Origin of the sequence: Catellatospora paridis (assembly GCF_009720365.1) — a bacterium.
In the GTDB taxonomy this organism is placed as follows: Bacteria; Actinomycetota; Actinomycetes; order Mycobacteriales; family Micromonosporaceae; genus Catellatospora; species Catellatospora paridis.
Genome location: NZ_ML769318.1, coordinates 240,495 through 266,525 on the forward strand (window position 1 = coordinate 240,495; position 26,031 = coordinate 266,525).

At 71.7% G+C, this 26,031-nt stretch carries 33 protein-coding genes; 20 read left to right on the forward strand and 13 right to left on the reverse strand.

The window, feature by feature from the left end:
- Positions 1-43 precede the first annotated feature (43 nt).
- Entirely contained in the window at positions 44-997 is a 954-nt protein-coding gene (locus F9C41_RS20760) for an HpcH/HpaI aldolase/citrate lyase family protein (protein WP_155388487.1), read from the reverse strand.
- A gap of 72 nt (positions 998-1,069) precedes the next feature.
- On the opposite strand from F9C41_RS20760, the gene F9C41_RS20765 reads away from it, so the two are divergent.
- The gene (locus tag F9C41_RS20765) at positions 1,070-1,882 is read left to right on the forward strand and encodes an SDR family NAD(P)-dependent oxidoreductase (RefSeq protein ID WP_155388488.1); all 813 of its coding nucleotides are present in this window, start codon (positions 1,070-1,072) and stop codon (positions 1,880-1,882) included.
- Positions 1,883-1,996: 114 nt separating this feature from the next.
- Here F9C41_RS20765 and F9C41_RS20770 read toward each other — a convergent pair whose 3' ends face one another.
- From F9C41_RS20770 to F9C41_RS20780, 3 genes are read right to left on the reverse strand one after another with little or no spacing between them, the layout of a single operon-like run.
- Complete coding sequence (locus F9C41_RS20770) at positions 1,997-2,560, reverse strand: DUF4190 domain-containing protein (protein WP_155388489.1); 564 nt, start codon at positions 2,558-2,560, stop codon at positions 1,997-1,999.
- 16 nt (positions 2,561-2,576) lie between these two features.
- Positions 2,577-3,116, reverse strand: coding sequence for a DUF4190 domain-containing protein (locus F9C41_RS20775; protein WP_155388490.1), 540 nt, complete (start codon positions 3,114-3,116; stop codon positions 2,577-2,579).
- 25 nt (positions 3,117-3,141) lie between these two features.
- Entirely contained in the window at positions 3,142-3,582 is a 441-nt protein-coding gene (locus F9C41_RS20780) for a DUF4190 domain-containing protein (protein ID WP_155388491.1), read from the reverse strand.
- A 156-nt stretch (positions 3,583-3,738) separates the two neighbouring features.
- Between F9C41_RS20780 and F9C41_RS20785 the strand changes: the two genes are divergently transcribed.
- A complete protein-coding gene (locus F9C41_RS20785) occupies positions 3,739-4,938 on the forward strand; it encodes an acyl-CoA dehydrogenase family protein (RefSeq protein WP_155388492.1) in 1,200 nt (399 codons plus the stop codon).
- A 46-nt stretch (positions 4,939-4,984) separates the two neighbouring features.
- Here the strand turns inward: F9C41_RS20785 and F9C41_RS20790 are convergent, their stop codons facing one another.
- Positions 4,985-5,668: a hypothetical protein gene (locus tag F9C41_RS20790; RefSeq protein ID WP_155388493.1), complete on the reverse strand. Its 684-nt coding sequence runs from the start codon at positions 5,666-5,668 to the stop codon at positions 4,985-4,987.
- A gap of 79 nt (positions 5,669-5,747) precedes the next feature.
- Between F9C41_RS20790 and F9C41_RS20795 the strand changes: the two genes are divergently transcribed.
- Positions 5,748-6,155, forward strand: coding sequence for a hypothetical protein (locus tag F9C41_RS20795; RefSeq protein ID WP_155388494.1), 408 nt, complete (start codon positions 5,748-5,750; stop codon positions 6,153-6,155).
- Complete coding sequence (locus F9C41_RS20800; RefSeq protein WP_155388495.1) at positions 6,152-6,475, forward strand: DUF3817 domain-containing protein; 324 nt, start codon at positions 6,152-6,154, stop codon at positions 6,473-6,475. Before F9C41_RS20795 ends, F9C41_RS20800 begins: the two co-directional genes overlap by 4 nt.
- Here F9C41_RS20800 and F9C41_RS20805 read toward each other — a convergent pair.
- Positions 6,462-8,513 (reverse strand): intein-containing Rv2578c family radical SAM protein, encoded by a 2,052-nt coding sequence (locus F9C41_RS20805; RefSeq protein WP_196279863.1) that lies wholly within the window; start codon positions 8,511-8,513, stop codon positions 6,462-6,464. The genes F9C41_RS20800 and F9C41_RS20805 overlap by 14 nt on opposite strands.
- Positions 8,514-8,540: 27 nt before the next feature.
- The gene (locus F9C41_RS20810; RefSeq protein WP_120317972.1) at positions 8,541-8,897 is read right to left on the reverse strand and encodes a thioredoxin family protein; all 357 of its coding nucleotides are present in this window, start codon (positions 8,895-8,897) and stop codon (positions 8,541-8,543) included.
- A gap of 150 nt (positions 8,898-9,047) precedes the next feature.
- Between F9C41_RS20810 and F9C41_RS20815 the strand changes: the two genes are divergently transcribed.
- Positions 9,048-9,425: a thiol-disulfide oxidoreductase DCC family protein gene (locus tag F9C41_RS20815; RefSeq protein ID WP_155388496.1), complete on the forward strand. Its 378-nt coding sequence runs from the start codon at positions 9,048-9,050 to the stop codon at positions 9,423-9,425.
- Between the two features lie 90 nt (positions 9,426-9,515).
- On the opposite strand, the gene F9C41_RS20820 is transcribed toward F9C41_RS20815, so the two are convergent.
- Positions 9,516-9,983 carry a MaoC family dehydratase gene (locus F9C41_RS20820; protein WP_155388497.1) on the reverse strand — a complete coding sequence of 156 codons (468 nt, stop codon included), beginning with the start codon at positions 9,981-9,983 and terminating at the stop codon, positions 9,516-9,518.
- Between the two features lie 217 nt (positions 9,984-10,200).
- Between F9C41_RS20820 and F9C41_RS20825 the strand changes: the two genes are divergently transcribed.
- From F9C41_RS20825 to F9C41_RS20860, 9 genes are all read left to right on the forward strand, one after another.
- Positions 10,201-10,734, forward strand: coding sequence for a hypothetical protein (locus F9C41_RS20825; protein ID WP_155388498.1), 534 nt, complete (start codon positions 10,201-10,203; stop codon positions 10,732-10,734).
- A 131-nt stretch (positions 10,735-10,865) separates the two neighbouring features.
- Complete coding sequence (locus tag F9C41_RS20830; RefSeq protein WP_407924717.1) at positions 10,866-11,474, forward strand: TrmH family RNA methyltransferase; 609 nt, start codon at positions 10,866-10,868, stop codon at positions 11,472-11,474.
- 63 nt (positions 11,475-11,537) lie between these two features.
- Positions 11,538-12,194 (forward strand): DUF6758 family protein, encoded by a 657-nt coding sequence (locus F9C41_RS20835; RefSeq protein WP_155388499.1) that lies wholly within the window; start codon positions 11,538-11,540, stop codon positions 12,192-12,194.
- 155 nt (positions 12,195-12,349) lie between these two features.
- Entirely contained in the window at positions 12,350-12,508 is a 159-nt protein-coding gene (locus F9C41_RS40740) for a hypothetical protein (RefSeq protein ID WP_170213147.1), read from the forward strand.
- A gap of 5 nt (positions 12,509-12,513) precedes the next feature.
- Positions 12,514-13,416, forward strand: a complete 903-nt coding sequence (locus F9C41_RS20840; protein ID WP_120317976.1) for a PH domain-containing protein — start codon at positions 12,514-12,516, stop codon at positions 13,414-13,416.
- Positions 13,417-13,651: 235 nt separating this feature from the next.
- Entirely contained in the window at positions 13,652-14,359 is a 708-nt protein-coding gene (locus tag F9C41_RS20845; RefSeq protein WP_373311724.1) for a SigE family RNA polymerase sigma factor, read from the forward strand.
- Between the two features lie 2 nt (positions 14,360-14,361).
- A complete protein-coding gene (locus F9C41_RS20850; protein ID WP_155388500.1) occupies positions 14,362-15,570 on the forward strand; it encodes a hypothetical protein in 1,209 nt (402 codons plus the stop codon).
- Complete coding sequence (locus F9C41_RS20855) at positions 15,567-16,433, forward strand: PHP domain-containing protein (RefSeq protein ID WP_155388501.1); 867 nt, start codon at positions 15,567-15,569, stop codon at positions 16,431-16,433. Before F9C41_RS20850 ends, F9C41_RS20855 begins: the two co-directional genes overlap by 4 nt.
- A 28-nt stretch (positions 16,434-16,461) precedes the next feature.
- Positions 16,462-17,079: a MarC family protein gene (locus F9C41_RS20860; RefSeq protein ID WP_155388502.1), complete on the forward strand. Its 618-nt coding sequence runs from the start codon at positions 16,462-16,464 to the stop codon at positions 17,077-17,079.
- 88 nt (positions 17,080-17,167) lie between these two features.
- Here F9C41_RS20860 and F9C41_RS20865 read toward each other — a convergent pair whose 3' ends face one another.
- Complete coding sequence (locus F9C41_RS20865) at positions 17,168-17,389, reverse strand: DUF6191 domain-containing protein (protein ID WP_155388503.1); 222 nt, start codon at positions 17,387-17,389, stop codon at positions 17,168-17,170.
- A gap of 144 nt (positions 17,390-17,533) precedes the next feature.
- Between F9C41_RS20865 and F9C41_RS20870 the strand changes: the two genes are divergently transcribed.
- Complete coding sequence (locus F9C41_RS20870; protein ID WP_155388584.1) at positions 17,534-18,388, forward strand: RecB family exonuclease; 855 nt, start codon at positions 17,534-17,536, stop codon at positions 18,386-18,388.
- Positions 18,389-18,397: 9 nt separating this feature from the next.
- Here the strand turns inward: F9C41_RS20870 and F9C41_RS20875 are convergent, their stop codons facing one another.
- The gene (locus tag F9C41_RS20875; protein ID WP_155388504.1) at positions 18,398-18,862 is read right to left on the reverse strand and encodes a Fur family transcriptional regulator; all 465 of its coding nucleotides are present in this window, start codon (positions 18,860-18,862) and stop codon (positions 18,398-18,400) included.
- A 148-nt stretch (positions 18,863-19,010) separates the two neighbouring features.
- On the opposite strand from F9C41_RS20875, the gene F9C41_RS20880 reads away from it, so the two are divergent.
- Positions 19,011-19,496: a DUF2231 domain-containing protein gene (locus F9C41_RS20880; RefSeq protein ID WP_155388505.1), complete on the forward strand. Its 486-nt coding sequence runs from the start codon at positions 19,011-19,013 to the stop codon at positions 19,494-19,496.
- A 3-nt stretch (positions 19,497-19,499) separates the two neighbouring features.
- Here the strand turns inward: F9C41_RS20880 and F9C41_RS20885 are convergent, their stop codons facing one another.
- Complete coding sequence (locus F9C41_RS20885; RefSeq protein WP_155388506.1) at positions 19,500-19,787, reverse strand: translation initiation factor 2; 288 nt, start codon at positions 19,785-19,787, stop codon at positions 19,500-19,502.
- Between the two features lie 119 nt (positions 19,788-19,906).
- On the opposite strand from F9C41_RS20885, the gene F9C41_RS40745 reads away from it, so the two are divergent.
- On the forward strand, positions 19,907-20,080 hold the full coding sequence (locus tag F9C41_RS40745; RefSeq protein WP_196279865.1) for a hypothetical protein: 174 nt from the start codon (positions 19,907-19,909) through the stop codon (positions 20,078-20,080).
- A 73-nt stretch (positions 20,081-20,153) separates the two neighbouring features.
- Here F9C41_RS40745 and F9C41_RS20890 read toward each other — a convergent pair whose 3' ends face one another.
- Positions 20,154-20,477: an FmdB family zinc ribbon protein gene (locus tag F9C41_RS20890; RefSeq protein WP_155388507.1), complete on the reverse strand. Its 324-nt coding sequence runs from the start codon at positions 20,475-20,477 to the stop codon at positions 20,154-20,156.
- A 104-nt stretch (positions 20,478-20,581) separates the two neighbouring features.
- On the reverse strand, positions 20,582-21,193 hold the full coding sequence (locus tag F9C41_RS20895) for a 5-formyltetrahydrofolate cyclo-ligase (protein ID WP_155388508.1): 612 nt from the start codon (positions 21,191-21,193) through the stop codon (positions 20,582-20,584).
- 86 nt (positions 21,194-21,279) lie between these two features.
- On the opposite strand from F9C41_RS20895, the gene F9C41_RS20900 reads away from it, so the two are divergent.
- From F9C41_RS20900 to F9C41_RS20910, 3 genes are read left to right on the forward strand one after another with little or no spacing between them, the layout of a single operon-like run.
- Positions 21,280-23,757 carry a GGDEF domain-containing protein gene (locus F9C41_RS20900; protein ID WP_230689806.1) on the forward strand — a complete coding sequence of 826 codons (2,478 nt, stop codon included), beginning with the start codon at positions 21,280-21,282 and terminating at the stop codon, positions 23,755-23,757.
- Positions 23,758-23,766: 9 nt separating this feature from the next.
- Complete coding sequence (locus F9C41_RS20905) at positions 23,767-24,717, forward strand: UTP--glucose-1-phosphate uridylyltransferase (protein WP_155388509.1); 951 nt, start codon at positions 23,767-23,769, stop codon at positions 24,715-24,717.
- A 1-nt stretch (position 24,718) separates the two neighbouring features.
- The gene (locus F9C41_RS20910) at positions 24,719-26,023 is read left to right on the forward strand and encodes a molybdopterin molybdotransferase MoeA (protein ID WP_155388510.1); all 1,305 of its coding nucleotides are present in this window, start codon (positions 24,719-24,721) and stop codon (positions 26,021-26,023) included.
- Positions 26,024-26,031: the final 8 nt, after the last annotated feature.

Here is a 26,031-nt window from a genome sequence, read left to right on the forward strand (position 1 = left end):
CGAACTCATCTAGATAGGCCAACGTCTATGACAGCCGGGGCAGTCAGGCCGCGTGTGTGAACGACGTGGTGCGGGTCATGCCGGCGGCGCGGCCCTTGGCGGAGATGACCAGGGCCATCTTGCGGGAGGCCTCGTCGATCATCTCGTCGCCGAGCATGACCGCGCCGAGGCGGCCGCCCTGCTCGGAGGTGTAGTAGTCGTAGGCGTCGAGGATCAGCTCGGCGTGGTCGTAGTCGGACTGGGCCGGCGAGTAGACCTCGTTGGCGGCGTCGAGCTGGCCGGGGTGCAGCACCCACTTGCCGTCGAAGCCGAGCGCCGCCGAGCGCCGGGCCACCTCGGTGAACCCGTCCACATCCTTGATCTGCAGGTACGGCCCGTCGATGGCCTGCTTGTCGTGCATGCGCGCGGCCATCAGGATGCGCATCAGGATGTAGTGGTACGGGTCGCCCGGGTAGCCGGGGATGAGCGAGCCGACGACCAGAGACTTCATGTTGATCGAGGCCATGAAGTCGGCGGGGCCGAAGATGATCGTCTCCACGCGGGGCGAGGCGGCCGCGATGGCGTCCACGTTGACCAGCCCGGCCGCGTTCTCGATCTGGGCCTCGATGCCGATCGCGCCGACCGGCAGGCCGAGCGACTTCTCCAGCTGGGTCAGCGTCAGGTCGAGCCACTCTACGTGCGACGCACTCTGCACCTTGGGCAGCATGATCGCGTCCAGGTTGGCGCCCGCGCCCTCGACGATCTCGATGACATCCGTGTACGTCCACGGCGTGGTCAGGTCGTTGACCCGTACCACGCGGGTCTTGCCGGCCCAGTCGCCCTCGTTGAGCGCGGCCACGATGTTTTTGCGGGCCTCAGGCTTGGCCAGCGGCGCCACCGCGTCCTCCAGGTCGAGGAAGACCTGGTCGGCGGGCAGGCCCTGGGCCTTGCCGAGCATCTTGACGCTGGAACCCGGCACGGCCAGACATGACCTGCGGGCACGCCCGAGAGCGGCCATCGATACTCCTTAGGGAGCGTTCAGTAGTTGACGCCACGGTAACCTCACTCCCGTCGAGAGGAGAACGGGACTGTGGAAGATCTCACGCGCCATGCGGTGATCACCGGTGCCACGTCCGGCATCGGGCAGGCGGCGGCTGTCGCGCTGGTGCGACAGGGCTGGCAGGTCACCCTGGTCGGGCGCGATCCGGGCCGGCTGGACGCGGCACTGGGCGCGGTCCGGGCCGAGGCGGCGGGCCCCGAGCCGGTCGGCCTGCTGGCCGACTTCGCACAGCTGTCACAGGTGCGCGACCTGGCCGCCAAGCTCTCCGGGCAGCGCGTCGACGTGCTGGCCAACAACGCGGGCCTGCTCGCGAACCGGCGCACCGCCACCGTGGACGGTCACGAGCTGACCATCCAGACCAACCACCTGGCCCCGTTCCTGCTGGCGCACCTGATGCGCGACCAGCTGGCACCGGGCGCCCGCATCGTCAACACGGCGTCGATGGCGCACTCGTTCGGCACCCTCGATCCGGACAACCTGGACCGGCGCGGCGGCATCTACAGCGCCTGGCTGGCGTACGGCGGCTCGAAGCGGGCCAACATCCTGTTCGCGGCGGAGGCCGCCCGGCGCTGGCCGGACCTGCTCAGCTACTCCTTCCACCCGGGCGTGGTGCGCACCCGCTTCGGCACGCCCGCGGCCCGGCTGTTCTACAAGATCGGTCCCGGTATCGCCACCCCGGAGCAGGGTGCCGACCAGCTGGTCTGGCTGGCCACCGAGGACCCGGTCCGGCTGCAGAACGGCGCGTACTACGTGCTGCGCAAGCCGACCCGCCCGCACCCCAGCGCCCGCGACCCGCGGTTCGCCGCCCGCCTGTGGGACGCGAGCGCCACCGCCGTCCTCTGACGCGCCGCGCGGGACCGTACGAGTCGAGGCTCCGACCAGGCTGTCTGGGACAGCAGGTCGGAGCCTCGATCGGTGTTCGGCGGCCCACCCGGTGTCCGGTGCGCGCCGCCGTCGTCAGTACGAGCTGGCGCCGCTCACGCCCAGCATGGCCAGGAACGGCAGGCCGAATGCGCAGAGGCAGCCGACCACGCCGAGGCCCGTGATGATCCAGCCGACGATGATCGCCGCCTTCGCCATCCCCTCGCCGTCCTCGCCGCTCTGGCGGATCTGCTTCATCGCCGAGTGACCGAGGATCGCCCCGATCGGGGCGGTGATCCAGGTCATCAGGCCGACCAGGGACAGGATCAGCGCGACCAGGGCCATGCTGTTCTGCGGCCGGGGCGGCGGGTAGCCGCCGTAGGGCTGCTGTCCGTAAGGCTGCTGCCCGTACGGAGCCTGCCCGTACGGCTGCTGCGGCGCGGCGTAGGGGTCCGCCGACTTGTAGGGGTCGGCGTAGGGCTGCCCCGACTGCGGTGCCACCGGCGGCACGCTCGCCGGCGGCGTCGCCGGAGAGCCGGGCACGGCCGGGGAGCCGTACGACGGCGGTGTCGCGTACGGGTTGGCCGCGGACGGCGGCGCGTAGGGATCCGGCTGACCCGAGTACGGGTCCTGGCCGGCTGGCGGAGGCGGGTACGTCATGACTTCTCTCCCAAGGTCAGTCCCAGTCGCTGCTGCTGCTGCCGTTCTGGATCTCGTCCCAGAAGGTCGGGTCGTTGGCAACGATGATCACGACGATCAAGATCCCAATGACGGTCAGCGCGACGGCGGACCATCCCGTGATGATGCCGGTGATGGCCATCCCACGGCCCTCCTGCTGACGCTCCCTGATCTGCTTCTGGCTGACGTGGCCGAGGATCGCGCCGATGAGCCCGGGCAGCGCGCCGATGCCGTAGCACCAGCACATCAGCACGCCCACGATGCCGAGCACCATCGACGCGATCGCCATCCCGTTCGTGCCGGGCGCGGCAGGACCCTGTGCGTAGGGGGTGAAGGGCACGCCGTACGCGCCCGTCGGCTGCGGGGAGTACGGCGCGCCGCTGGCGGCCGGCGCGGCGTACGGGTCCGCGCTGACCGGCGGCACCGCGTAGGGGTCCCCGCTGACCGGCTGCGGGGTGTACGGATTCGGGGTGGGCGGCGGAGCGTACGGATCAGGTTGCTGGTTGAACGGATCCGGGCTCGGCGGCGGGTAGGTCATGAAGAGCTCCTGACTCGACGTCTGGTCAGAACGAGCCGAAGCCGCCGTTGAGGTTCAGCGCCAGCCCGGCGATGCCGTTCAGGATGCCGAGACCCACGCCGACGTAACCGCAGATGATGCCCGTCAGCGCCTGCGAGCGGTTGGACTGCCCCTGCTGGGCGATCTGCTTCATGCTGATGTGGCCCATGATGGCGCCGGCCGCGCCGACGGCCACGCCGAGCAGCGCGCAGCACGCGGCGGGGATGGCGATGATGCCGACGATCATCGCGGCGAGGGCGAGGCCGTTGTTCTGCTTCAGCGGCGCGGTGCCCCACGGCTGGGCGTAGGGCTGCTGCAGGCCGGGCTGCTCGCCGTACGGCTGCTGCGCGGGGGGCTGCGGCTGGCCGTAGGGGTTCGGCTGCTGCGGCTGCGCGTAGGGGTCCGGCTGCTGGGCGTAGGGGTCCTGGCCGGGCGGGGTGTAGCTCATGGGGTGCCTTGTCTCTCGGATGTGGGTTCAGCGCACGTTAGCGAACCCGGTGAACCTTTTCACAGTGACGGTGCTGTCAAGCGCCTTGGATGGGACGGAGGCCCGGCTCATACTCAGCTCACCTGAAGGTTCGTTCAGTCCCCAGGAGGCTGACATATGGCTCGTCTCGCCCGTACTCCAGGCTTGTCCGATGTGCAGACCGCGATCCTCGAGACGGTGCGCGAGTTCGCGGACAAGGAGATCATCCCGCGCGCGCAGCGGCTGGAGCACGCCGACGAGTACCCCGAGGAGATCCTCGCCGGGATGAAGGAGATGGGCCTGTTCGGCCTGACCATCGGCGAGGAGTACGGCGGACTCGGCGAGTCCCTGCTGACCTATGCCCTGGTCGTGGAGGAGCTGTCCCGCGGCTGGATGTCGGTGTCGGGCATCGTCAACACCCACTTCATCGTGGCGTACCTGATCGGCCAGCACGGCTCCGAGGAGCAGAAGCAGCGGCTGCTGCCCCGGATGGCCACCGGCGAGGTGCGCGGCGCGTTCAGCATGTCCGAGCCCAACACCGGCTCCGACGTCGCCGCGATCACCTCGAAGGCGGTCCGCGACGGCGACTCCTACGTGCTGAACGGCCAGAAGATGTGGCTGACCAACGGCGCGTACTCGTCCGTGGTGGCCACCCTGGTCAAGACCGACCAGGGCGCCGACAGCGTCTACGGCAACATGACCACGTTCCTGCTGGAGAAGGAGCCCGGATTCGGCGAGACCGCGCCCGGCCTGACCATCCCCGGCAAGATCGAGAAGATGGGCTACAAGGGCGTCGAGACCACCGAGATGGTGCTCAACGGCCACCGGGTGCCCGAGTCGGCGATCCTCGGCGGCGCCGACAAGGCCGGTCGCGGCTTCTACCAGATGATGGACGGCATCGAGGTGGGCCGGGTCAACGTGGCCGCCCGCGCCTGCGGCATCTCGATCCGCGCGTTCGAACTCGCCGTGGCGTACGCCCAGCAGCGGGCGACGTTCGGCAAGCCGATCGCGCAGCACCAGGCCATCGCCTTCAAGCTCGCCGAGATGGGCACCAAGATCGAGGCTTCGCACGCGCTGATGGTCAACGCGGCCCGGCTCAAGGACTCCGGCGAGCGCAACGACGTCGAGGCCGGTATGGCCAAGCTGCTGGCCAGCGAGTACTGCCACGAGATCGTCACCGAGTCGTTCCGCATCCACGGCGGCTACGGCTTCTCCAAGGAGTACGAGATCGAGCGCCTCATGCGCGAGGCCCCGTTCCTGCTCATCGGCGAGGGCACCAGCGAGATCCAGAAAACGATCATCTCGCGCGGCCTCCTCAAGGAGTACCGCGCGCGCTGACCGGGTGCCGAGGGCGCGACCCGGGTCGGGTCGCGCCCTCGGCGTGTCAGCGCGAGCGCAGCTCCGGCGGGGCGTCGGGGAGGTAGGCGAGGTCGCCCCGGAGTTCGGGGTGGTCGAGGTAGTGCTGCAGGACGGCGGCGACCTCGGCGTCGCGCATCCGGTAGTCGGCGCCGCGCAGGCGCAGCGTGCCGTCAGTGGTGTCCAGGCGCACCCCGGCCCCGCTGTTCGGGCGCGCCGAGCGCACCTGCGACCAGGGCAGGTGCCGCCGGTGTACGCGGACCCCGCTCGCATTGAGCACGATCTGCCGGGCGTTGCCGTGGGCCGGACGCACGACCACCCAGAGCAGCCCCAGCGCCAGCAGCGTCCACCCGATCGCGAGACCGGCCTCACGGCCGTCCTCCAGCCGCGCCCAGCGGGCGATGATCGGCAGCTGCACGGCGAACCACAGCGCGGTGAGCACCCGGTCCGACACCGGGGTGAGCACGAGGCCGGGCTCGCCGTCGGCGGCGCCCTGGCGCCACCGCCCGTTCGGGTGGCGCATCAGGTGCAAGGAGCGCGCCACGGCGGCCCCGACCCCGAGGACGATCAGCCAGACGGTGTTCGCCTCGTCGCCGGACAGCGGATGGACGGGAGTGGTGCGTCCGTACCACCACGCGCCGGCGATGAGCAGGAGTCCGGCCGCGGTGAGCGCGGCGGCGCGGGCGCGCGGGGTCGTCGGCACGGCGATCACTCGCAAAGGCTACGAGACCACCTCACCTCCGCCAACGGCGCGGCCGGTGTCGATTTCGGGGCAGGCTATTCTGGCCGACGTGCGACGACTGCTCACCCCCGGCTGGCTGGCCGGTCATGCGCTGGCGCTGCTGGCCGTCGTCACATGTCTCGCCCTCGGCTGGTGGCAGGCGGGCCGCGCCGCCGAGGGAAACACTTTGAGCTGGGCGTACACCTTCGAGTGGCCGATCTTCGCGATCTTCGTGGTGGTGATCTGGGTCCGGGAGATCCGGCTCACCCTCCGCAAGGGCCGTGCCGAGTCCACGGCCCCGACCGTTGACCCGGTGGACCGGCCGCGGCCGGTCATCACGCGGCGGGTGAATCAGCCCACTGCCGCGGTCGACGACTCCGGCGATCCGCAGCTGGCCGAGTACAACCGTTACCTGGCCTGGCTGAACGAGAACCCCGAGGCACGACCCAGCGACTATCCCGCTAAGGAGTATCGATGAACGGCGCACTGACCCGGTACCGCATCATCGCCTGGATCGTGGGCGTGCTGCTACTGGCGCTGACCCTCGTCGCCATGCCCATGAAGTACTTCGCCGACAACAACGTCGGCGTGCTGATCATCGCCCCGGTGCACGGCTGGCTGTTCGTGGTCTACCTGGCCGCCGTCGGCGACCTGGCCCGCCGGGTGCAGTGGCCGGTCACCCGCATCCTGCTGGTGGCGCTGGCCGGCACCATCCCGTTCCTGTCGTTCGTGATGGAGCGCCGCGTGGTCGGCTGGATCCAGGGCACCGACCGGCAGCCCTCGTTCACAGAAGCGTGAGCTGAACGCCCGCCGCCTCGCCGGCGGCGGGCGGCTCCGTCTCGTCCCCGGTCATCACCAGGTCCCGGGTAGGCGTGTCCCGGGCCGGCAGCCCGTGCCGCCGGCAGGCCCGCCGCACCTTCGCGGTGACCAGCCGCTGGTAGTCGGCGCTCACGTAGGCCCGGTTGCCGGGGTAGAGCCGCTGGTAGAACGGCACCAGCTCCGGATGGTTCGCGGCGAGCCAGCTCAGGTACCACTCCCGGGCGCCGGGCCGCAGGTGCAGGACCAGCGGCGTGATGCTCGCCGCCCCCGCCGCGACCAGCGCCCCGACCGTCGCGTCGAGCTGCTCCTCGCTGTCGGACAGGCCCGGCAGGATCGGCGCCATCAGCACGCCGACCCGCAAGCCCGCGTCGCTCATCCGGCGCACCGCGTCGAGCCGCCGCGACGGGCTGGGCGTGCCCGACTCGACGCTGCGCCACAGCGCCTCGTCGAGGAAGCCGATGGAGAACGCCACCGACACCCGGGCCCGCTGCGCGGCCTGCTGCAGCAGCGGCAGGTCCCGCAGGATCAGGGTGCCCTTGGTGAGGATCGAGAACGGGTTCGACCAGTCCGACAGCGCCCCGATGATGCCCGGCATCAGCTGGTAACGGCCTTCCGCGCGCTGGTAGCAGTCGACGTTGGTGCCCATCGCGATCGGCTTGCCGTTCCAGCGGGGCGAGGCCAGCTCGCGGCGCAGCAGCTCGGGCGCGTTCACCTTCACCACGATCTTCGAATCGAAGTCGTGCCCGGTGTCCAGGTCGAGGTAGCTGTGCGTGTTGCGGGCGAAGCAGTTGTGGCTGACCACGCCGTTGGCGATGAAGTCGCCGGTGCCGGTGGTGATGTCCCACAGCGGCAGCTCCAGGCCCAGCGGCTCGATCGACGCCACGTGCAGCGGCACCGTGCCCTTGATCGCGACGCCCTGCACCGTGCGCCGCCGGGTCACCGCCGGGTCGGTCAGGTGGAAGAAGCGCAACTTCTCCGGCAGCCCCCCGAGCAGCCGCAGGCTGAGCAGCCCGATCGGGTCGCGCCGGTCCTCGACGACGAACTCGAACCCGAACGCCCGCAGCGCCGCCCTCGTCGGCTCGACCAGCTCCGGGTCGGTGTGCACGATGCGCCACAGGCCCTGGGTGTGGCTGCCCTCGGCGTCGAAGACCCCGGCCAGGAAGCCCTTGTCCCACTCGGCGTCGCGTTCCTCCGGCCGCTGCAGCAGCAGGCCGATCAGATCGAGATCCCGCCGGGCGTACGTGCGCAGCCCGGTGCGCTGGCCCAGCGGCGTGTACTCGGCGGTGTGCACGCCGGACTCGCGCAGGTAGCCGATCGTGCGGCTGAGCACCTGCGGCTCGGCACACGCCAGCCGGAAGCGCGGCACGGTGCCGTACGGATCGCGGTAGCCGGTCTCCGGCTCCGGGCGCAGCACCGCGTGCAGGTAGCCGCGAAGGTACTCCGGGGACTCCTTGGGCTGCTCGGCGAAGCGGCCGGTGCCCATCAGCTTGTTGCCCGTGGTCAGGTGCGGCCGCTGCTCGGGTCCCGACCTGGCCCCGGTGACGTGCTTCCAGCCCCGGTCGGTCAGGAACCGGTGGTCGCCGCTGGCCACCAGCTCGGTGCCGTCGCGCAGGGTCACCCGGTAGGCGGGCTTCACCGTGGACCACTTGTCGCGCACGTGGGTCACCGCATACCGCCGGTAGGAGCCCTCGCGGACGGTGCCGATGATCGCGTCGCCGACCCGCAGCTCGGCGATGGGCTTGGTGCGGCCGTCGGCCATCAGCACGGGAGTGTCCCCGGCCAGGCAGTACGAGCAGGCGTGGGTGCAGCCGCGATATGGGTTGATCGTGTATTCGAACGGCACCCCGCGCGGCTCGCCCGCCACCTTGTTGATCAGCGACTTGGCGCGTACCTCGTAGAAGGTCATGCCGGCGAAGCCGGGCGTGTCGAACGTACGCACGACCGCGCCGGGCAGCGTCTGCTGCACCGGCGCGGTCGCGTCCGGCGGGATGCTCTCGGTCAGATGGCTCCAGCGCACCCCGCTATTGAAACATATGTTCGAACGCTAGGCAGCTGTCGCGTCCGCCTTCACCTGCTCCATGTCGAGCTCGCGCACCTTCTGGAGCAGGTCCAGGAAGGCGGCCTCGGGCAGGGCGCCCGGCTGCGAGTACACGATCACGCCGTCGCGGATGGCCATGATCGTGGGGATCGACTGGATGTTGAAGTGCATGGCGAGTTCCTGCTGCGCCTCAGTGTCGACCTTGCCGAAGGTGACGTCCGGGTTCGCCTCGGCGGCCCGCTCGTAGACCGGCGCGAAACGGACACACGGACCACACCAGCTCGCCCAGAAGTCGACGAACGTGATGCCGTCGCCGCTCGTCTTCTCGCCGAAGTTTTCGGTGGTGAACTCCACGGTGCCCATCGTCGTGCTCCTCATTTCTTCGAGTGACCAGCGTCCATGTAAACCACTGCGCCACTTAGCTCATTCCCGTCCTGTCCACGGTACAGACGGTGACGTGACGCACAGGGCGGCACGCGATACAACGCGTGCGAGGCGGAGGACCATGAAGACGTGTCCGCGACCTTCGTCTACGACGGCGACTGCGCCTTCTGCACCCGGTGCGTCGAGTTCATCCGCCGCCGGGTGCCGACCGCCGCCGTGATCGTGCCGTGGCACAGCGCCGACCTGCCCGCCCTGGGGCTGACCCGGGAGCAGTGCCTGACCGCGGTGCAGTACGTGGAGCCCGGCCGCCCCGCGCTCGCCGGCCCGGAAGCCATTGCCGCACTCCTGCGGGCGAGCCGCTCACCCTGGCGCCCGCTGGGCGCCGCGCTCGACCTGCCCGCGGTGGGACTCTTCTCGTGGCCGGTGTACCGCTGGATCGCCCGTCACCGCCACCGGCTCCCCGGCGGCACCGCCGCCTGCGCCGTGCCCCGCGCGCCCGGCTTGTAATAGACGTTGGCCTATCTAGGTGAAAATCCGGCGATCGGAGTCATCTAGATAGGCCAACGTCTATGCAAAGCGGGGTGCGCGGGCCGCCGGTCACTCGGGGGCGGTGTCGGGGCGCTTGGGGACCATGACCTTGCGCTTGAAGATGCAGACCAGGGTGCCGTCCTGGTTGTAGCCGCGGGTCTCGACGCTGACCACGCCGCGGTCGGGCTTGGAGCCGGACTCGCGCTTGTCCAGCACTGTGGTCTCGCCGTAGATGGTGTCGCCGTGAAAGGTCGGCGCGACGTGGCGCAGGCTCTCGACCTCGAGGTTGGCGATGGCCTTGCCGCTGACGTCGGGCACCGACATGCCCAGCAGCAGCGAGTAGATGTAGTTGCCGACCACCACGTTGCGCTTGAACTCGGTCTGCGTCGCCGCGTAGTGGGCGTCCAGGTGCAGCGGGTGGTGGTTCATCGTCAGCAGGCAGAACAGGTGGTCGTCGTACTCCGTGACGGTCTTGCCGGGCCAGTGCTTGTAGATCGCCCCGACCTCGAACTCCTCGAAGTAGCGCCCGAACTGCATGGTCCGTCTCCCGCCCCTGGATGCAGCGAACGGCGGGGCCCTCCCCGGCACCCGCCGCCCGCGCTTGTGAAAAGGATTCTGCACGGCCGTTACCGGCGAGTACATAGGCCGCACCGAGAACTACATCACAGACAACGGATCTCCGCCCCGGGGGTGATTGGCACGCTTGGCGGCAAGCGTCCGCGCTTGCGGCATATGCTGACCTCAGGAGGTCGCCATGCCGAGTAATTCCGCAGCGGATCACCTGATCTCGCGCCAGCTGTATCGGCGGGAGATCGCTCCCCTCACCTTCGAACCGCACGAGTGGGAGCTGCTGACCCGGCTCCCGGCCCGTGTCATGATCGCCGCCACCTCCGCCGAACCCGACAGCGACCGCCGTACGGTCGACGAGGGCCTGGCCGGCATCAACGCCATCGCCGCGGGCGCCGACGTGGATTCCGAGCTGGTGAAAGCCATCGTCGGCGCGATCTACGCCGAGGCGGACCCCGATCCGCCCGCCGCGGAGCAGTTCCGCGACCCGCACGCCGCCATCACCGAGGTACTCGTGAGCTGCCGCGCGGCGGCGATCGTGCTCGACGCCCGGGCCACGCCGGCCGACGGGCAGGCGTACCGCCACTGGCTGGAGGCGATCGCGGACCAGGTCTGCGGGGCGGCTCGGTCCGGTGGCCTGCTGGGCCTCGGCGGGACCACCCGCAGCCCGGCCGAGCAGCGTTTCCTGGCCGACCTACTGGACGCGCTGCGCAACGTGTGACCAGCTAAAATCTTTCACTTGTGACCATCGAACGGGACGCGGGGCGCACCGCGCGGGACGGCGTGCCGCCGCAGGCGGCCCCGGACGGCGTGGACGGCTTCGGCACGGGCGGCCCGGCCACCGAGGACGAGCTGGCGGTCGGCGTCGGCCCGTGGCCCGGTTCGTGGCCGGCGGCCGACCACTACGACCACGCCCTGCTGGCCGCCGGCGACCGGCGCAACGTGGTGGACCGCTACCGCTACTGGCGGCACGAGGCGATCGTGGCCGACCTGGACACCCGGCGGCACGACTTCCACGTCGCCATCGAGAACTGGCAGCACGACTTCAACATCGGCACGGTGGTGCGCACCGCGAACGCGTTCCTGGCCGCCGAGGTGCACATCGTGGGCCGGCGCCGCTGGAACCGGCGCGGCGCCATGGTGACCGACCGCTACCAGCACGTACGCCACCACGACGCGATCGAGGCGTTCGCCGCCTGGGCGCGGGGCGCGGGGCTGGCCGTCATCGGCATCGACAACCTGCCCGGCAGCCGCCCGCTGGAGACGACCACCCTGCCCCGGCACTGCGTGCTCCTGTTCGGTCAGGAGGGCCCGGGGCTGTCCGACGCGGCCCGGGCGGCGTGCGACCAGATGTACTCGATCGCCCAGTACGGGTCGACCCGCTCGGTCAACGCCGGGGTGGCCTCGGCGGTGGCCATGCACGCCTGGATCCGTGCGTACGCCGGCCCACCCCCGGCCTGACCGGCTCGCCGATCTTGGCGAGTGGCTTGACGTGCTCCGATCACGGGGCGGACAGTGGTGGTCATGGGGCTCGCGGTGTCTTGTCCGCGGTGCGGTGGCGATCTGCGGCCGCCCGGTCTTGCACACTCCGACTGGGTCTGTGAGCGCGACGGGCCGGTCCCGCCGCTGCACACCGCCCAGCATGTCAACCATGACGTCTTCGCCTGCGCGACCAAGCGCGCGGCCGAGTCCGGAGTGCCCCTGTGGTGCCCCTGGCCGCTGCCGACCGGCTGGACCGTCACCGGCGTGGCATGGGCGGGCGACGACCGGTCCGGCGTGTCGGCCACGGCGCTGGCGTGCAGCGGACCGACCCCGTTCAGTGACGGCCCGGCCGACGTCCTGCTCGTCGCCGAGGAGCCGGGCACGGGGCTCGGCGCGTACTTCGCCGGGCTGTCCGGCCCGGACCCCGGCCCGGCCCTGCTCGACCTGGAAGGCGGGCACGGCGCGCACGCGAAGGTGAAGGCCGACGGGCACCCGACTCCACTGTGGGCGGTGTCGACGCCGGACGACCGCAGCGCCTACGCGGGGGAGGCCCGGGGGCGCTGGCTGTACGCCGTCACCTGGCCCGCACAGGCCGGCTACCTGCTGTCCGAAGACGTCGTCCTGCAGGACCTGAGCGACTGGATGCCGCCGGAACTGGTGTTCGGAGCGCTGTCGCCGCGGCTGCGTCCCGCTCGATGAGTCGACTTCCTTACTTTCCTCATCGGACGCTGGTCAACGGGCTTGCACGGATATGCGCTAATGATTCTCGGCAGGCACCGTTACTGATACGCTGAGTCTCGCCACGGCCACCAGTTGTCGAGTGGACACGGCCAGGCGGAGGGGGATAGCCCGACATGCTCAAGAAGATCCTTACGTGGGGCGGCATCGCCTTTTTGATCTTCTTCGTGGCGTTCCGGCCCGATTCTGCGGCGAACGTCGTGAAGACGCTGGGCGGCACTGTCATGGACATCGCCCAGGGTTTCGGTGACTTCTTCGGCAGCCTGGTCGCTTAGCTCATATGATCGGCGGTCTCGGGCCGGACGAGCCAAGCGAAGAGCGCACTCCGGGTCCTGACGGTCCGGAGTGGTCCGGTCGCCGTGAACGCGACACGGAGCCCATCCCGCGGACCCGAGCGGAGTCCCAGCCGCCTGCTGAGGACGATCTGCACGCTGATCCGGGCGACCACGCACACTTCATCGGCAAGGCCACCGTGGGGGCGACCGCCGGTGCCGCCTCGGGCGGCTCCGGAGGCAGGCCCCCCGGTGACAACGCCACCACGGCGCCCCTCGGTGACGAGCTTCCGAACTTCACCGAGGAGGAACTGGCCGGGCTGCGGTTCGACGCGTCCGGGGTGCCGCTGGGGCCGCGCCGGGTGCTCCCGCTCGAGGACGAGCCGAGCGCCATGGTCGCGCGCTACCTGTTCCCCACCGAGCGTTATCGCGGGGAGTGGAAGCGGCACTGGGTGCACCTCACCAACCCGCTGCTGATCGGCGTGTTCGCCACCTTCGCGCTGGGTTACCTGTCGGGCTTTCTGGCCAAGCAGGATGTCGCCGGCATGTGGGTGGTGGCGGTGGTGATCTGGGCGCTGGTGATGAGCTGGGTCGCCTGGACCGTCGCCGACTGGTATTTCGACCGCTTCATCCTGACCAACAAGCGGCTGATGCTCGTCAATGGGCTCATCACCCGCAAGGTGGCGATGATGCCACTGCTGAAGGTCACCGACATGAAGTACGAGCAGTCGCCGCTGGGCCGCATGCTCAACTACGGCACGTTCGTGCTCGAGTCCGCCGGCCAGGACCAGGCGCTGAGCAAGGTCGACCACATGCCCAACCCGAACGAGCTGTACCTGCGCATCGTCGAGGAGATGTACGAGCCGGCGGCAGTGGAGGCGCGGCTCGGGCGTGAGGCGGAAGAGGAGTAGTCGGGCTATTCGGCCTCTGCCGAAAGGGCCGATCGGTGGACTGGAAAGTTCACTGCCAGATCTAGATCCGCTAGCGCGAGTATGCCAGTCTGTCCGTTGAGGCGACGCATACGGGGTATCCACCCGATACCGGGAACCAAACGGGGTGCGGCAGCCTCTTACACGGGGTGATGGGCGCGTTCGACGCGCCTCGGTCAGGCGTTCGAGACGAACGCCTGCGATAGGAGGTGCGTCTGTGAGCCACCGGTCGGCCATGGAGGACGAGTTCCGCGAGTTCGTGACCGCACGTTCGGCAGCTCTGCTGCGCACGGCATACCTGCTGGCCGGTGACTGGGCCACGGCGGAGGACCTGCTGCAGACGGCGCTCACCAAGACGTACCTGGCGTGGAAGCGCCTGGGGCAGATCGAGGCGGTGGAGCCGTACGCCCGCCGGGTGCTCGTCAACACCGCGACGAGCTGGTGGCGGCGACGCTGGCACGGCGAGCGACCCACCGAATTCCTCCCGGAACGGGCAGCGCCGGACAACCTCGAAGAGCAGCTAGAACGCGATGTGATGTGGAAACATGTCAAAGCTCTGCCGGCACGACAACGCGCCGTGCTGGTCCTGCGTTTCTACGAGGACATGTCTGAGGCGCAGACAGCCGCGATGCTGCAGATCTCGCCCGGGACCGTGAAGAGCCAGACGTCACGAGCCCTGGGCACGCTGCGGCAGCGGCTGGCTGCCGAGGGAGTCACCGGCAGGCTGCCGGCCGCGAAGGCGGCGGCGGAGCCGGCGGTCCCGAAGCAGCGAGCGGGCAGGGTCGTCACGGAGTCGCTCGACCTGCCCGCAGGCGAGGTCATCCTGACGGCCGAGCCCACCCCGGTCACCGCACCCGCGGTGCCGTCGCCTCGGAGGGAAGCTGTTCGACCGGCCCGCGTGCCGGTCGGCCAACCTGGGCGGTGACCATGCTTGAGGACGAGCTGCGTGAGATGTTCGCGGCTCGCGCGCAGACCCTTCCTGCCGCCGCGGACCCGGCCGGCCGCGCCATTCGAACGGCGCGCCGGACGACGCGGCGGCGGCGGACGGCGACGGGCACGATGACGGTGTTCGCCTTCGCGACCGTGCTCGGCGGCGCCGTCGCGGCCCAGGGGCTCGGCGCCGCGACGACGACGGCAACCGATCCGAACCGGGTCACCTTCCAGAACCTCTACGGCGCCGACCAGCCGGTCGCCGCCCGCCAGACCCAGCTGCCGACCATGGAGCTGCCGGTCGACCTGCTGGTCGGCCAGCAGCTGTGGACCACCGACGGCCAGCGGGTGGACCTGGTCCACGAGGGCGACGTCGCCATGATCGCGAAGGTGCCCGACGGCTGGGTGTACTCCGACGCCAACACGGTGCGCCTGCTGCCCAACAGCGCCAGCGAGCCGCTCCGGCTGTCCGGCCAGGCCGAGTGGGCGGTGAGCCACGACGGCAGCCGGGTGGCCACCAACGACCAGGGCACCATGGCGGTCACCAAGGTGAGCGGCGGCGACCGGGGCACGACGGTCGCGTCGTCGCCGGTGCCCGACGCCGCCGCACCGGTGACCTTCTTCGGCGAGCGGGTCGTCGTCTCCAGCGAGAAGGGCTTCGACTACTGGAGCGCGGCGGCGCCCTCGCAGTACACCGAGACCTGGAACGCGGATCTGCTCGCCGTGTTCGGCAGCCTGGGCGCCAACGTGGCGATCGGCATCGTGCGCGGCGAGGGCGACCTGCTGTGCCTGGTCGACGTCACCGCGGTCAAGAAGGGCCTGAAGATCGGCGCGCGGCTGGGCTGCGGCGACCTGGTGGGCCGGGCGCTGGTCAAGCTCCACGCGGCGCTCTCCCCCGACGGCGGGCTGCTCGCCGTGGCCACGCCGAGCGGCCTGCAGATGATCGACCTGGACAAGTCGCGGATCAACGCGGCGGCGAGCAAGGACAAGGAACAGGCGCAGGTCGAGGCGCTGGTGCTGCAGGCCGACTGCCCGATCGCCGCGGTGGACGCGGTGGTGTGGTCGGACAACCGGACGGTGCTGGCGCAGACCGACTCCGACGGCATCTTCGCCTGCCGGAACGACGGCACCAAGCTCCAGGTCACGTTGCCGCCCGACGTCCAGCCCGGCTGGACGATGATCCCTTCGTACGGCGCCGGCAAGTGACGATCGACCTGCACCTGCACTCCACCGCGAGTGACGGCACCACACCCCCCGACGAGCTGATGCGCCTGGCCGGCGCGGCGGGGCTCGGGGCCGTCGCGCTCACCGACCACGACACCACCGCCGGCTGGGCGGCCGCCACGCAGGCGCTGCCGCCCGGCCTCACCCTCATCCGGGGCGCGGAGCTGAGCTGCCGCTGGCACGGCGAGAGCGAGTCCATCGCGCTGCACCTGCTGGCATACCTGTTCGACCCCGCCGACGAGCACCTGGTCGCGGCGCTGGCCCGGGTGCGCGAGTCGCGGCTGGGGCGCGCCGAACGCATGGTCGCGCTGATGCGGGCCGACGGCATCGACGTGAACTGGGCCGACATCCTGGCCCACGCCGACGGCGGCACCGTCGGCCGGCCGCACCTGGCCGCCGCACTGATCCGGGCCGGGCTCGTCGCCGACACCCAGGAGGCGTTCAGCCCGCGCTGGATCGGCAACGGCAGCCCGTACCGGGTGCCCAAGGACGACCTCGACGTGTTCGAGGCGCTGCGCCTGGTGCAGGCAGCCGGCGGGGTGACCGTGTTCGCCCACCCGCGGGCCCGGGTCCGCGGGCGGGTCGTGCCGAAGGAGCTGTTCGCGCAGCTCGCGGCCGCCGGACTGGACGGCCTGGAGGCCGACCACCACGACCACAGCCCGGCCGAACGCGCCGAGGTGCGCCGCATCGCCGCCCAGCTCGGCCTGTTCGTCACCGGCAGCTCGGACTTCCACGGCACGCACAAGAAGGTGCGCATCGGCGAGTTCACCACGGCCCCGGAGGCGCTCGAGCGGATCGTCGCCGGTGCGACCGGCGCCACCCCCGTCACGGGAGTCGTCGGATAACCCTTGCCCGGCGTGCTATGCATCCGGTGTGGATTGGAAGTTCTTCGGCGAGGTCTTCGTCACCCTGCTCGTCATCACCGACCCGCCGGGAATGGTGCCCATCTTTCTCGCGCTGACCGGGGCGCTGCCCGCCCGGGACCGGCACAAGGCCGCCACGCACGCGGTCGCGCTGGCCCTGGGCGTCATCGCGGTCTTCGCGGTGGCCGGTCAGACCATCCTGGACTACCTGCACATCCAGCTGCCGGCGCTGCAGGGCGCGGGCGGCCTGCTGCTGGTCCTGGTCGCGCTGGAACTGCTCACCGGCAAGGCCGACGACCCCGACCAGCAGTCGACCTCGAACATCGCCCTGGTCCCGCTCGGCACGCCGCTGCTGGCGGGTCCCGGTGCGATCGTGGCGACGATGCTGTTCGTGCAGCGGGCCGACAGCGGTGGCCAGTACCTGGCGATCGGGCTGGGCATCATCGCGGTCATGGTCGCGGTGTGGCTGGTCCTGCGCTACTCCGGGTTCATCGTGAAGGTGCTGCGGCCCGGCGGCATCGAGGTGCTGACCCGCATCGCCGGTCTGCTGCTGGCCGCGATCGCGGTCCAGCTGATGGCCGACTCCATCGGCGCCTTCGTCGAGATGTTCACCACCGCGCACCCGTAACGCGAAGCTCCTGATCGATCATGAAGTTGTGGACACGACACGCCGTCGAGCCGTGCCATAAGTTCATGATCAACACGTGGGAGTGGGGTCAGGGCGTGGGGGTGCGGCGGATGACGGCCACGCCGTTGTCCAGGTCGATGCCGGTGCCGTTGGCGACGTCGACGCGTCGGCGGGCGGCTTCCTGGATGTGCTCGGTCTGCTTGTGCTTGCTCGGCCGGAACAGGCCGTCGATCTCGGCCAGGCCCGCGGACATCATCGCGGTGGCGCCGTTCTTGTCGTCGCCGCCGCGCAGCCAGCGCAACAGTCCCACCGCACACACTCCTGACCTCGCCCGACCGGCCCGGTCGGGCGGGTCGCCTGGCCAGTGTCCCACCGGACTGGCACGATCTGCCAGGTGAGCCGAACCCCCCACCCCCGCCGCGGCAAGGACGTCCCGGAGCAGCTCGGCTTCGACATGATGCCCGAGCGCCTGTTCGTGTGCACCCCGAGCAAGCTCGCGTCATACGCCGACTGCCCGCGCCGCTACCGGCACACCTACCTGGATCGGCCCGCGCCGCAGAAGGGGCCCGCCTGGGCGCACAACTCGCTCGGCGCGAGCGTGCACACGGCGCTGCGCAACTGGTGGGACCTGCCCGAGGAGCGGCGCACGAGCGCGGCCCTGCCGCGGCTGCTGCGGGCCACCTGGGTGCGCGAGGGCTACCGCGACGACGAGCAGGAGCGGGCGGTCTACGACCGGGCGCTGAGCTGGCTGGAGGCATACACCGAAGGTCTAGATCCTGACCTGGACCTGTTGGGCGTGGAGCGCACGGTGGCGGCGAAGACGGCGGTGCTGGCGCTGAGCGGCCGGGCCGACCGCATCGACGCCCGGGGCGGCGAGGCCGTGATCGTCGACTACAAGACCGGCCGGACCGGACTGGACGCCGACGACGCCCGGGGTTCGCTGGCGCTGGCGCTGTACGCGTTCGCCGCCGAGCGGGTGTTCCGCCGTCCCTGCCGCAAGGTCGAGCTGCACCACCTGCCGACCGGCACGGTCGCCGCGCACGAGCACACCCCGGAGTCCATCGCCCGGCACGTGGGGCGGGCCGAGGACACCGCGCGCGACATCATCGCCGCGGAACGGGCGCTGGCCGACGGGACGCCGCCCGACGAGGCGTTCCCGACCACGCCGAGCAGCCTGTGCAGCTGGTGCGACTTCCGCCGGGTGTGCCCGGCGGGCGCGGAAGCGCCGGTGAAGGAGACCTGGGCGGCGGTGGAGGCACTCCAGCCCGCCGCGCCGCCGGTCGAGGACGCCTCGCCGGCCGTTTCGTAGCGGGCGGCGTCAGGACGCCGCGTCGGGTGTCCGGTCCTCGGCGGCCAGCTGCTGGCAGGACGGGCACAGGCCCCAGTAGGTGACCTCGGCCTCGTCGAGGGCGAAGCCGTGGGTCTGGCTCGGGTCGAGGCAGGGCGCGGCGCCGGTGGCGCAGTCGACGTCGGCGATCGCGCCGCAGCCGCGGCAGACGATGTGATGGTGGTTGTCGCCGCTGCGGGCCTCGTAGCGGGCCGGGGAGCCGGCCGGTTCGATGCGCCGGGCCAGGCCCGCGCGGGCCAGTGCGCCGAGCACGTCGTAGACGGCCTGGGTGGAGACCGAGTCGAGGCGCTGCCGGGCCTGCCGGGTGATCTCCTCGACCTCGAGGTGGCCACCCTGCCCGAGGATGTCGAGCACGGCGAGGCGCGGCCGGGTCACCCGCAGGCCCCGGGCGCGAAGGAGAGCCTGGGGCTCGATGTCGCCGTGCATGACCACCATTTCAGCAGCTAACTTGGATCTGCTCAAGAAAAGGTCCGATATACGTGCTCTGCGACACGGCGCATTCCCCCTCTGTCCCATCGACGTGGGCGGGTCTAGGCTCACCTTGACCTTGGGTACGCACCCCCGGAATCCACGTGGAGGCACAGTGTTCGAGGAACTACTCGGCCTGCCGGCTCACCCCCTGCTCGTGCACGCCGCAGTCGTGTTCGCCCCACTGCTGATCGTCGGCGTGGTGGTCTATTCGTTCGCCCCGGCGGTGCGCCGCTACATCGGCTGGGCCGTGCTGCTGCTCGGCGTGGGCGCGCCCATCGCGCTGTGGTTCGCGCGCCAGAGCGGCGAGGCGCTGTTCGCGACGCTCGTCGAGAAGGGCTACCCGCCGCAGATCCTCGCCCAGGTGGACGTGCACAAGGACTACGGCGACGCGGCGGCCTGGGCGGGCACCCTGCTGGGCGTCCTGGCGATCGCGCTGGTGCTCTTCACCACCTCGGCCGCGAAGAAGCCGGCGACCAGCGGCTCCCGCGCCACGGGCTGGGCCCTGATCGCGCTGAACCTGCTCGCCGCCGGGGCCACCGGCTACTACGTCTTCAAGACCGGTGACACCGGCGCCCACGCGGTCTGGAGCACCATCTGACTGTCAGGTCCGCCACTGCACGCAGGCGATGAGGATCAGCACGATGCCCGCGGCGATGCCGAGCGCGTTGGTGAAGCGGTCCGCGCGCTCCTCGGCGAGGTCGATCGCCTCGTGATCCAGTTCGGGCAGCCGTCGCGGGACGACGGTGCGCGGGGTGACCTCCGGATGCCAGCCCGGCGGGGGCGGCACGGCGGGCGGCGGTCCCGGATACGCCGAGGCGGCCTGCTCGGCGTCGGCCCCGTCGGCAGACGGCGCGGGCCTGCGCCACTGATCATCGGCGGGCCGGTTCACGACCGGCCCCGGGAACGGACGAAGCTCCGCCCGTGCCATCCGGCGGGGGCGGAGCTTCGGCGGTCGGGCCCGCGGAGGCGGACCGCGGGACGCAGCGCGCCTGGTCCTATGCTGCTGGGGTGAGCACTGAGGCTGACTTCGCCGGTCGTGACGACGATCGAGTCGTGGAACTCGAAGACGACGCGCCTGTGCTGCCCGACCAGACCCGTGAGGACACGGACCGGGGCTGGGGCGAGCGGTCGTGGAGCAACGACGACCGGCTGCGCGACGAGCGCCCGCCGCACTGGGACTGACCGCCGGCTACAGCGGTGGCGGGGCTGGCGCACCGCCGTACTATAGCGCGGAAACGGACATTGCGGGCGAAGCTCAGGAAGCGCTGCTGCTCGCGGTCGACGACGAGGTGCTCTTCGACGGCGTGCTGCTGCTCGACGTGGAGCTGCCGCCGCTGGTCGAGCCGCTCGACGCGGAGGTCGAGGAGCTGCCGGACGCCGCGGGAGCCGTGCCGGAGCCGCTGCCGCGCGAGTCGGTGCGGTAGAAGCCGGAGCCCTTGAAGACCACGCCGACCGAGGAGAACAGCTTGCGCAGGGTGCCCTCGCACGTCGGGCACTCGGTCAGCGGCTCGTCCGCGAAGGACTGCACGGCCTCCAGCTGGTGACCGCAAGCGGTGCAGGCGTACTGGTAGGTGGGCACGTTCCCCTCCATGATCATTACTGGCACTCGGATATACCGAGTGCTAATAGTGCCTGACCGCCCCGCGACGTGCCAAGTGGCTGTCGCCGATCACACTGTCGCCGTCAGCCGGGAATGCGCCGCAGGCCGCTCGGCATGAGTACGTAACCCACCCGCTGGTCGTGCCCCTCGGCGGGCACCTCGTCGAGCAGTTCGCCGTCGTACAGCAGGGCGACCACCGGCGTGCCGCGCGCGACCCTGGCCAGGGCCCGGTCGTAGCTGCCGCCGCCGCGGCCCAGCCGCGCGCCGCGCCGGTCCACGGCGACCGCGGGGACCAGTACCAGGTCCGCCATGGTGATTCCGGTCATGCCGGTGCGCGGGCCGGTGGGCTCGCGCAGCCCCAACGTGGCGGGCGCGAGCGAGTCCGGCCCGGTGTAGTCGGCCCAGTCGAGATCGCGGTCGGGCCGCAGCACCGGCAGCAGCACCCGGGCCACGCCGGGCGTGGCGGCGAGCCGGTCCGGCAGATCCGGGCCGCCGGGTTCGCCGGTCATCGGCACGTACGCGCATACCGTCAGCGCCCCGTCCGCCGCGATCAGTTCCGGCAGCAACCCCGCCAGCGCCGCATCCGCCCTGGCTGCGGCCGCTGGAGTCAGCGCGCGGCGGGCCGCCAGCGCCGCGGCGCGGACCGCCCGCTTGGTCGCCGCGGACGTCACTGAAGAAACGGAATATTCACTCATAACGTCCCCAGGTTGTACAAGCGTCGCATCCTAGCGCGGCGTTGGCCGTTGACTCCGATGACTTCACCGCCGCCGAGGGGGAAAGTGTGACACTGCGCGCACGGCTCACCACCGCCTTCCTGGCGGTGGTCCTCAGCCCCGTTCTGCTCGGCGCCTTCTTCGTCGGCACCATGGTCAGCAAGCTGTCCCACGAACGCGCCACCGAGCGGCTGGCCGTGGCCGCCGGCTCGGTGCGCACGTCGGTCGGCGCGCTCTGCGGCCAGCTGCGCGCCGTCGCCGAGGGCGTCGCCGCCGCACCCGCCGACCAGCGCCTGGCCACCGCCGAGCGCATGGTCGCCGCGGGCCTCGCGGGCGGCGTGCACATCGACACCGGCGTCGACGGCGCCACCACCGCCCAGGCCCCGGCCCCGCCGTGGGCCGACTGCGCGGGCCCGGACCCGCAGGTGCGCCCGGACGCGGTCGCCGGATTCGAGGCGCTGTCGGCGCGGGTGCCGCTGGCCGGCCCCAACGGCGAGCCGACGGGCACCGTCTCGGCCGCCCTCACCGTGGACGGCGACCTGATCCGGCGGCTGGCCCAGGCCAGCGGCGCTCAGCTGACCCTGCTGCCCGGCACCGGCGTGCCGGCGGGCGCGGCCGCCGCCGGCGATCCCGACCTGGCGACCGACGCCGACGGCACCCTCGGCGAACCCGGCACCGGCGACACCCTCGACGGCGATGACACCGACGGCGATGACACCGACGGCGCTGCGGAGGACGGGGCGGGCGGCATCGGCGGGATGCCGGGCGCGGTGCCCGGCGGCATCGGCGCGCAGCCCGGCCCGGCGGCGGGGCAGCCCGGCGACCTCACCGGCGGTGCGCTGCCCGTCGACCCGAGCGCCGACGGCCCCGGCCCGAACGGCGTCGTCGCGGCCGGCCCGCACGAACCGCCCGCCGACGGGGCGATCGGCGACGAGTTCGGCCAGGAGATCGACCTCGCACCCCCGCCCGAGGAGCCCGGCGGCGGCGGGCCGGTGCACACCACGATGCTCGGCGCGGACGCGGCGACCATCAGCGTGTACGCGGGAAAGCTTGGCGACGGCGCGACCGGCGCGGCGGACAACGGCCACCTCGTGGCGCGGGTCGGTCCCGTCGCCGGGGAGCCGCTGCCGCTGGCGGTGTCGCTGCCCGCCCGGCCGCCGACCGGCCTCTACCTGCTGCTCACCCTCGTCGTCCTGATCACCGCCGCGGTGGCCGTGACAGTCGCCTGGTGGCTCGCGAAGACCGCCACCGAGCCCGTGGTGGAGCTGGCCGCGGCCGCCGACCGGGTGGCCGGGGGCGACCTGGACGCCCGGGTGCCGGTACGCGGCAACGACGAGATCGCCCGGATGGCCACCGCGTTCAACCACATGACCCGCGAGCTGCACACCTACGTGGCGGCGCTGACGGCCAGCCGGGACCAGTTGCGCGGGCACCTGGGCGTGCTCGGCGACACCCTGTCCAGCACCCACGACCTGGATCGGATCCTGCGCGTCATCCTGCAGACCGCCCGGCACGCCACCGGCGCGTCGGCGGGCATGGTGCTGCTGGCCGACCCGGCCACCGGCGCGCTGGTCGGCCAGTGCACCGAGGGCCTGCCCGAGCAGTGGACCACCGGCGAGCGGGGCACCCTGCGGGTGCCGTACGGGCTCGGGCTGACCGGCCTGGTCGCGGCCACCGGCGTGCCCCGGTTGGGCCGCGTCGAGCGGGACGGGCCGCGGCTGGACCCGGGCGAGCCGGACTGCCGCACGTACATGGTGGTGCCCTTCTCGGCGCCGGGGCTGGGCGAGGCGAGCTCGTTCCCGCAGCCCGGGGCGCTGCCCGCGGCGCGCGGCGTGCTGGCCCTGTACGACCGGCTGGGCCGCGACGAGTTCGACGACTCCGATCTGGTCACCCTGCGCACGTTCGCCGGGCAGGCCGCGGTCGCCGTCGACAACGTGCGGGTGCACGAGGAGGCGCAGCGGCTGTCGGTGACCGACCCGCTCACCGGGCTGTTCAACTACCGCTCGCTGCGCGAGTCGCTGCGCCGCGAGTCCGAGCGGGCCGTCCGCTTCGGCCGCCGGCTGTGCGTGCTCGCCCTGGACCTGGACCGGTTCAAGGAGATCAACGACACCTACGGCCATGCCGCCGGCGATGCCGTGCTGGCCGAGTTCGCCCAGCGCATCCGGTACGAGATCCGCGAGGTCGACGTGGCCTTCCGGCACGGCGGCGAGGAGTTCGTGGTGCTGCTGCCGGAGACCGACGAGGTGGGCGGCGTCGCCGTCGCCGAGCGGCTGTGCGAGTCGGTGCGCCGTGAGCCGATCATCGTGCCGGCCCGCGACGGCGGACCGGACCTCTACGTCAACATCACGGTCTCGATCGGACTGGCCGTGCTGCCCGACCACGGGCAGCAGGGCGCCGGGGTGCTCCAGGCCGCCGACGAGGCCCTGTACGCCGCCAAGGCGGCCGGGCGGGACACCTTCCAGGTCGCGCTGCCCGGCGGCGTCCTGTGCCCATCCGGCGGCGCGTCGAGCAGCCCACAGGCCCCTCGACAGGCTCGGGGCCGTTAGTCTCGCGACATGTCGGCTCACACCCCCCACGCACAAGCGCACGGTCAGCGGGCCACGAAGGCTGTCATCCCGGCGGCCGGACTGGCGACCCGGTTCCTCCCGGCCACCAAAGCGGTGCCCAAGGAGTTGCTACCCGTCGTCGACCGGCCCGTTCTGCAGTACATCGTGGAGGAGGCGTCGCGCTCGGGCATCAACGACGTCCTGCTCATCACCGGACGTGGCAAGACCAGCATGGTCGACCACTTCGACCGCCAGCCCTACCTGGAGGCGCGGCTGGAGGCCAAGGGCGACCTGGAGCGCCTGGCCGCGGTCCGCGGCACCTCCGAACTGGCCGAGATCTACACCTGCCGCCAGGGCGAGCCGCTGGGCCTGGGCCACGCGGTCTCCTACGCGGAGTCCCACGTGGGCGACGCCCCGTTCGCGGTGCTCCTCGGTGACGAGTTCACCGAGGAGTCGCAGCCGCTGCTGCCGCAGATGATCGACCTGCAGTCGCGCACCGGCGGCATCGTGCTGGCGTTCATCGAGATCCCCGAGGACCAGGTCAACCGGTACGGCATCGCGTCGGTGTCCGACGCCGGTCCCGAGTACGCCGACGTGGACAACGTCGTACGGGTCACCGGCCTGGTCGAGAAGCCGGCCCGCGAGGAGGCCCCGAGCAACCTGGCGGTCGTCGGCCGCTACGTGCTGCCCGGCACCATCTTCGACGCGATCCGGCGCACCAAGCCGGGCAGCGGCGGCGAGATCCAGCTGACCGACGCGATGGCGCTGCTGCTCGCCGAGGGCACCCCCGTGCACGGCATCGTGTACCGCGGGCACCGCTACGACACCGGCATGCCGCTGGGTTACCTGCAGGCCGTCGTACAGCTGGCCAGCGAGCGCGACGACCTCGGCCCCGCCTTCACGGAGTGGCTGAAGTCCTTCGTCGCGGGCCTCGACGGCAATGCGGGGAAGGCCGCCTGACATGACCGCCACGGTCAGGTCCACTCCGGACCCCGTCCATCTCGACGCGGCAGCGGCCGCGGGCGAGCTGACGCCACTCGCCGACTACCTGGGCAGCGTGCTGCGCAGGCTGCGGGCGCTGCCGGCGTTGGATCTGGACCTGACCCAGGCGCACGGCAACGTGCTGGCCGACAACGTGCTGGCGACCCACCCGTACCCGGCCTTCGACCAGGCCGCGATCGACGGCTACGCGGCGCGGTCCGAGGACATCGCGGCGGCGGCGGCCGGGCGGCCCGCGCGGCTGAACGTGGTGGGCGACCTCGCCGCGTCCAGCTGGCGGCCGGCCCGGCTCACGCCCGGCACCTGCTTCTCGGTGGCCGCCGGCGCGGCGCTGCCGCAGGCCGCCGACGTGGTGGTGCCGATCCGGTGGACCGACCAGGGCATGGCCTCGGTCGAGGTGCACCACCCCGCCAAGCGCGGTTACGGCGTACGCCGCACCGGCGAGATCGTCACCGAGGGCATGGTGCTGGCGCGAGCGGGCACGACAGTGACCCCGGCGCTGGTCGGGGCGCTGGCAGCCAGCGGGATCGGGCACGTGATCGTGCGGCCCAGCCCGCGCGTCGTGATCGTGTCCACCGGCGACGAACTCGTCGAGGCGGGCCGGGTCTCGCAGCCAGGCCAGGTCGTCGACGTCAACTCGCACGCGCTGACCGCGGCCACCGCGGAGGCGGGCGCGCACGCGTACCGCGTGGGGATCTGCGACGACGACCCGGAGGCGCTGCGCGCGCTGCTGGAGGATCAGACGCTGCGCGCCGATCTGATCATCACCACCGGCGGTTCCGGCACCGGGCCCGGCGACATGGTGCGGCGCATCCTGTCGCGCCGCGACGGCAGCCGAGCGGGCATGGTGACCTTCACGGACGTGTCGCTGTACCCGTGCGGCACGCTCGGCTTCGGCACCGTCGGCAGCGCCGAGGAGGTGCCGATCGTCTGCCTGCCCGGCGAGCCGGGCGCCGCGCTGATCGGCTTCGAGGTGCTGGCCCGCCCCGTGATTCAGGTGCTGGCCGGGGCCGAGCCGGTGTTCCGGCCGTCGGTGCGCGGCCACCTGCTGGAGACCGTCGCGTCGCCCGGGGGGCTGCGCGAGTTCCGCCCGGCGCTGGTGGCCGAGCGCCGCGGTGGCGGATACACGGTGCAGCCGCTGCCGGGCGGTGCCCGTACCCTGGCCGGTATGGCCGAGGCTAACGGACTACTGGTGCTGGGTGAGCGGGTGACCAGCGCGGCAGCGGGCTCCACCGTGGACGTGCTGCTGCTGGACCGCCGGCGATGACGGGGCAC

Coding starts and splice junctions, on each gene's coding strand:
- F9C41_RS20905 (WP_155388509.1), top strand. CDS start 23,767: ATGTCGGCTCACACCCCCCACGCACAAGCGCACGGTCAGCGGGCCACG.
- F9C41_RS20760 (WP_155388487.1), bottom strand. CDS start 997: ATGGCCGCTCTCGGGCGTGCCCGCAGGTCATGTCTGGCCGTGCCGGGT.
- F9C41_RS20910 (WP_155388510.1), top strand. CDS start 24,719: ATGACCGCCACGGTCAGGTCCACTCCGGACCCCGTCCATCTCGACGCG.
- F9C41_RS20775 (WP_155388490.1), bottom strand. CDS start 3,116: ATGACCTACCCGCCGCCGAGCCCGGATCCGTTCAACCAGCAACCTGAT.
- F9C41_RS20820 (WP_155388497.1), bottom strand. CDS start 9,983: ATGCAGTTCGGGCGCTACTTCGAGGAGTTCGAGGTCGGGGCGATCTAC.
- F9C41_RS20870 (WP_155388584.1), top strand. CDS start 17,534: ATGATGCCCGAGCGCCTGTTCGTGTGCACCCCGAGCAAGCTCGCGTCA.
- F9C41_RS20835 (WP_155388499.1), top strand. CDS start 11,538: ATGGGGCTCGCGGTGTCTTGTCCGCGGTGCGGTGGCGATCTGCGGCCG.
- F9C41_RS20780 (WP_155388491.1), bottom strand. CDS start 3,582: ATGAGCTACACCCCGCCCGGCCAGGACCCCTACGCCCAGCAGCCGGAC.
- F9C41_RS20875 (WP_155388504.1), bottom strand. CDS start 18,862: ATGGTGGTCATGCACGGCGACATCGAGCCCCAGGCTCTCCTTCGCGCC.
- F9C41_RS20840 (WP_120317976.1), top strand. CDS start 12,514: ATGATCGGCGGTCTCGGGCCGGACGAGCCAAGCGAAGAGCGCACTCCG.
- F9C41_RS20895 (WP_155388508.1), bottom strand. CDS start 21,193: ATGAGTGAATATTCCGTTTCTTCAGTGACGTCCGCGGCGACCAAGCGG.
- F9C41_RS20825 (WP_155388498.1), top strand. CDS start 10,201: ATGCCGAGTAATTCCGCAGCGGATCACCTGATCTCGCGCCAGCTGTAT.
- F9C41_RS20810 (WP_120317972.1), bottom strand. CDS start 8,897: ATGGGCACCGTGGAGTTCACCACCGAAAACTTCGGCGAGAAGACGAGC.
- F9C41_RS40740 (WP_170213147.1), top strand. CDS start 12,350: ATGCTCAAGAAGATCCTTACGTGGGGCGGCATCGCCTTTTTGATCTTC.
- F9C41_RS20770 (WP_155388489.1), bottom strand. CDS start 2,560: ATGACGTACCCGCCTCCGCCAGCCGGCCAGGACCCGTACTCGGGTCAG.
- F9C41_RS20785 (WP_155388492.1), top strand. CDS start 3,739: ATGGCTCGTCTCGCCCGTACTCCAGGCTTGTCCGATGTGCAGACCGCG.
- F9C41_RS20850 (WP_155388500.1), top strand. CDS start 14,362: ATGCTTGAGGACGAGCTGCGTGAGATGTTCGCGGCTCGCGCGCAGACC.
- F9C41_RS20800 (WP_155388495.1), top strand. CDS start 6,152: ATGAACGGCGCACTGACCCGGTACCGCATCATCGCCTGGATCGTGGGC.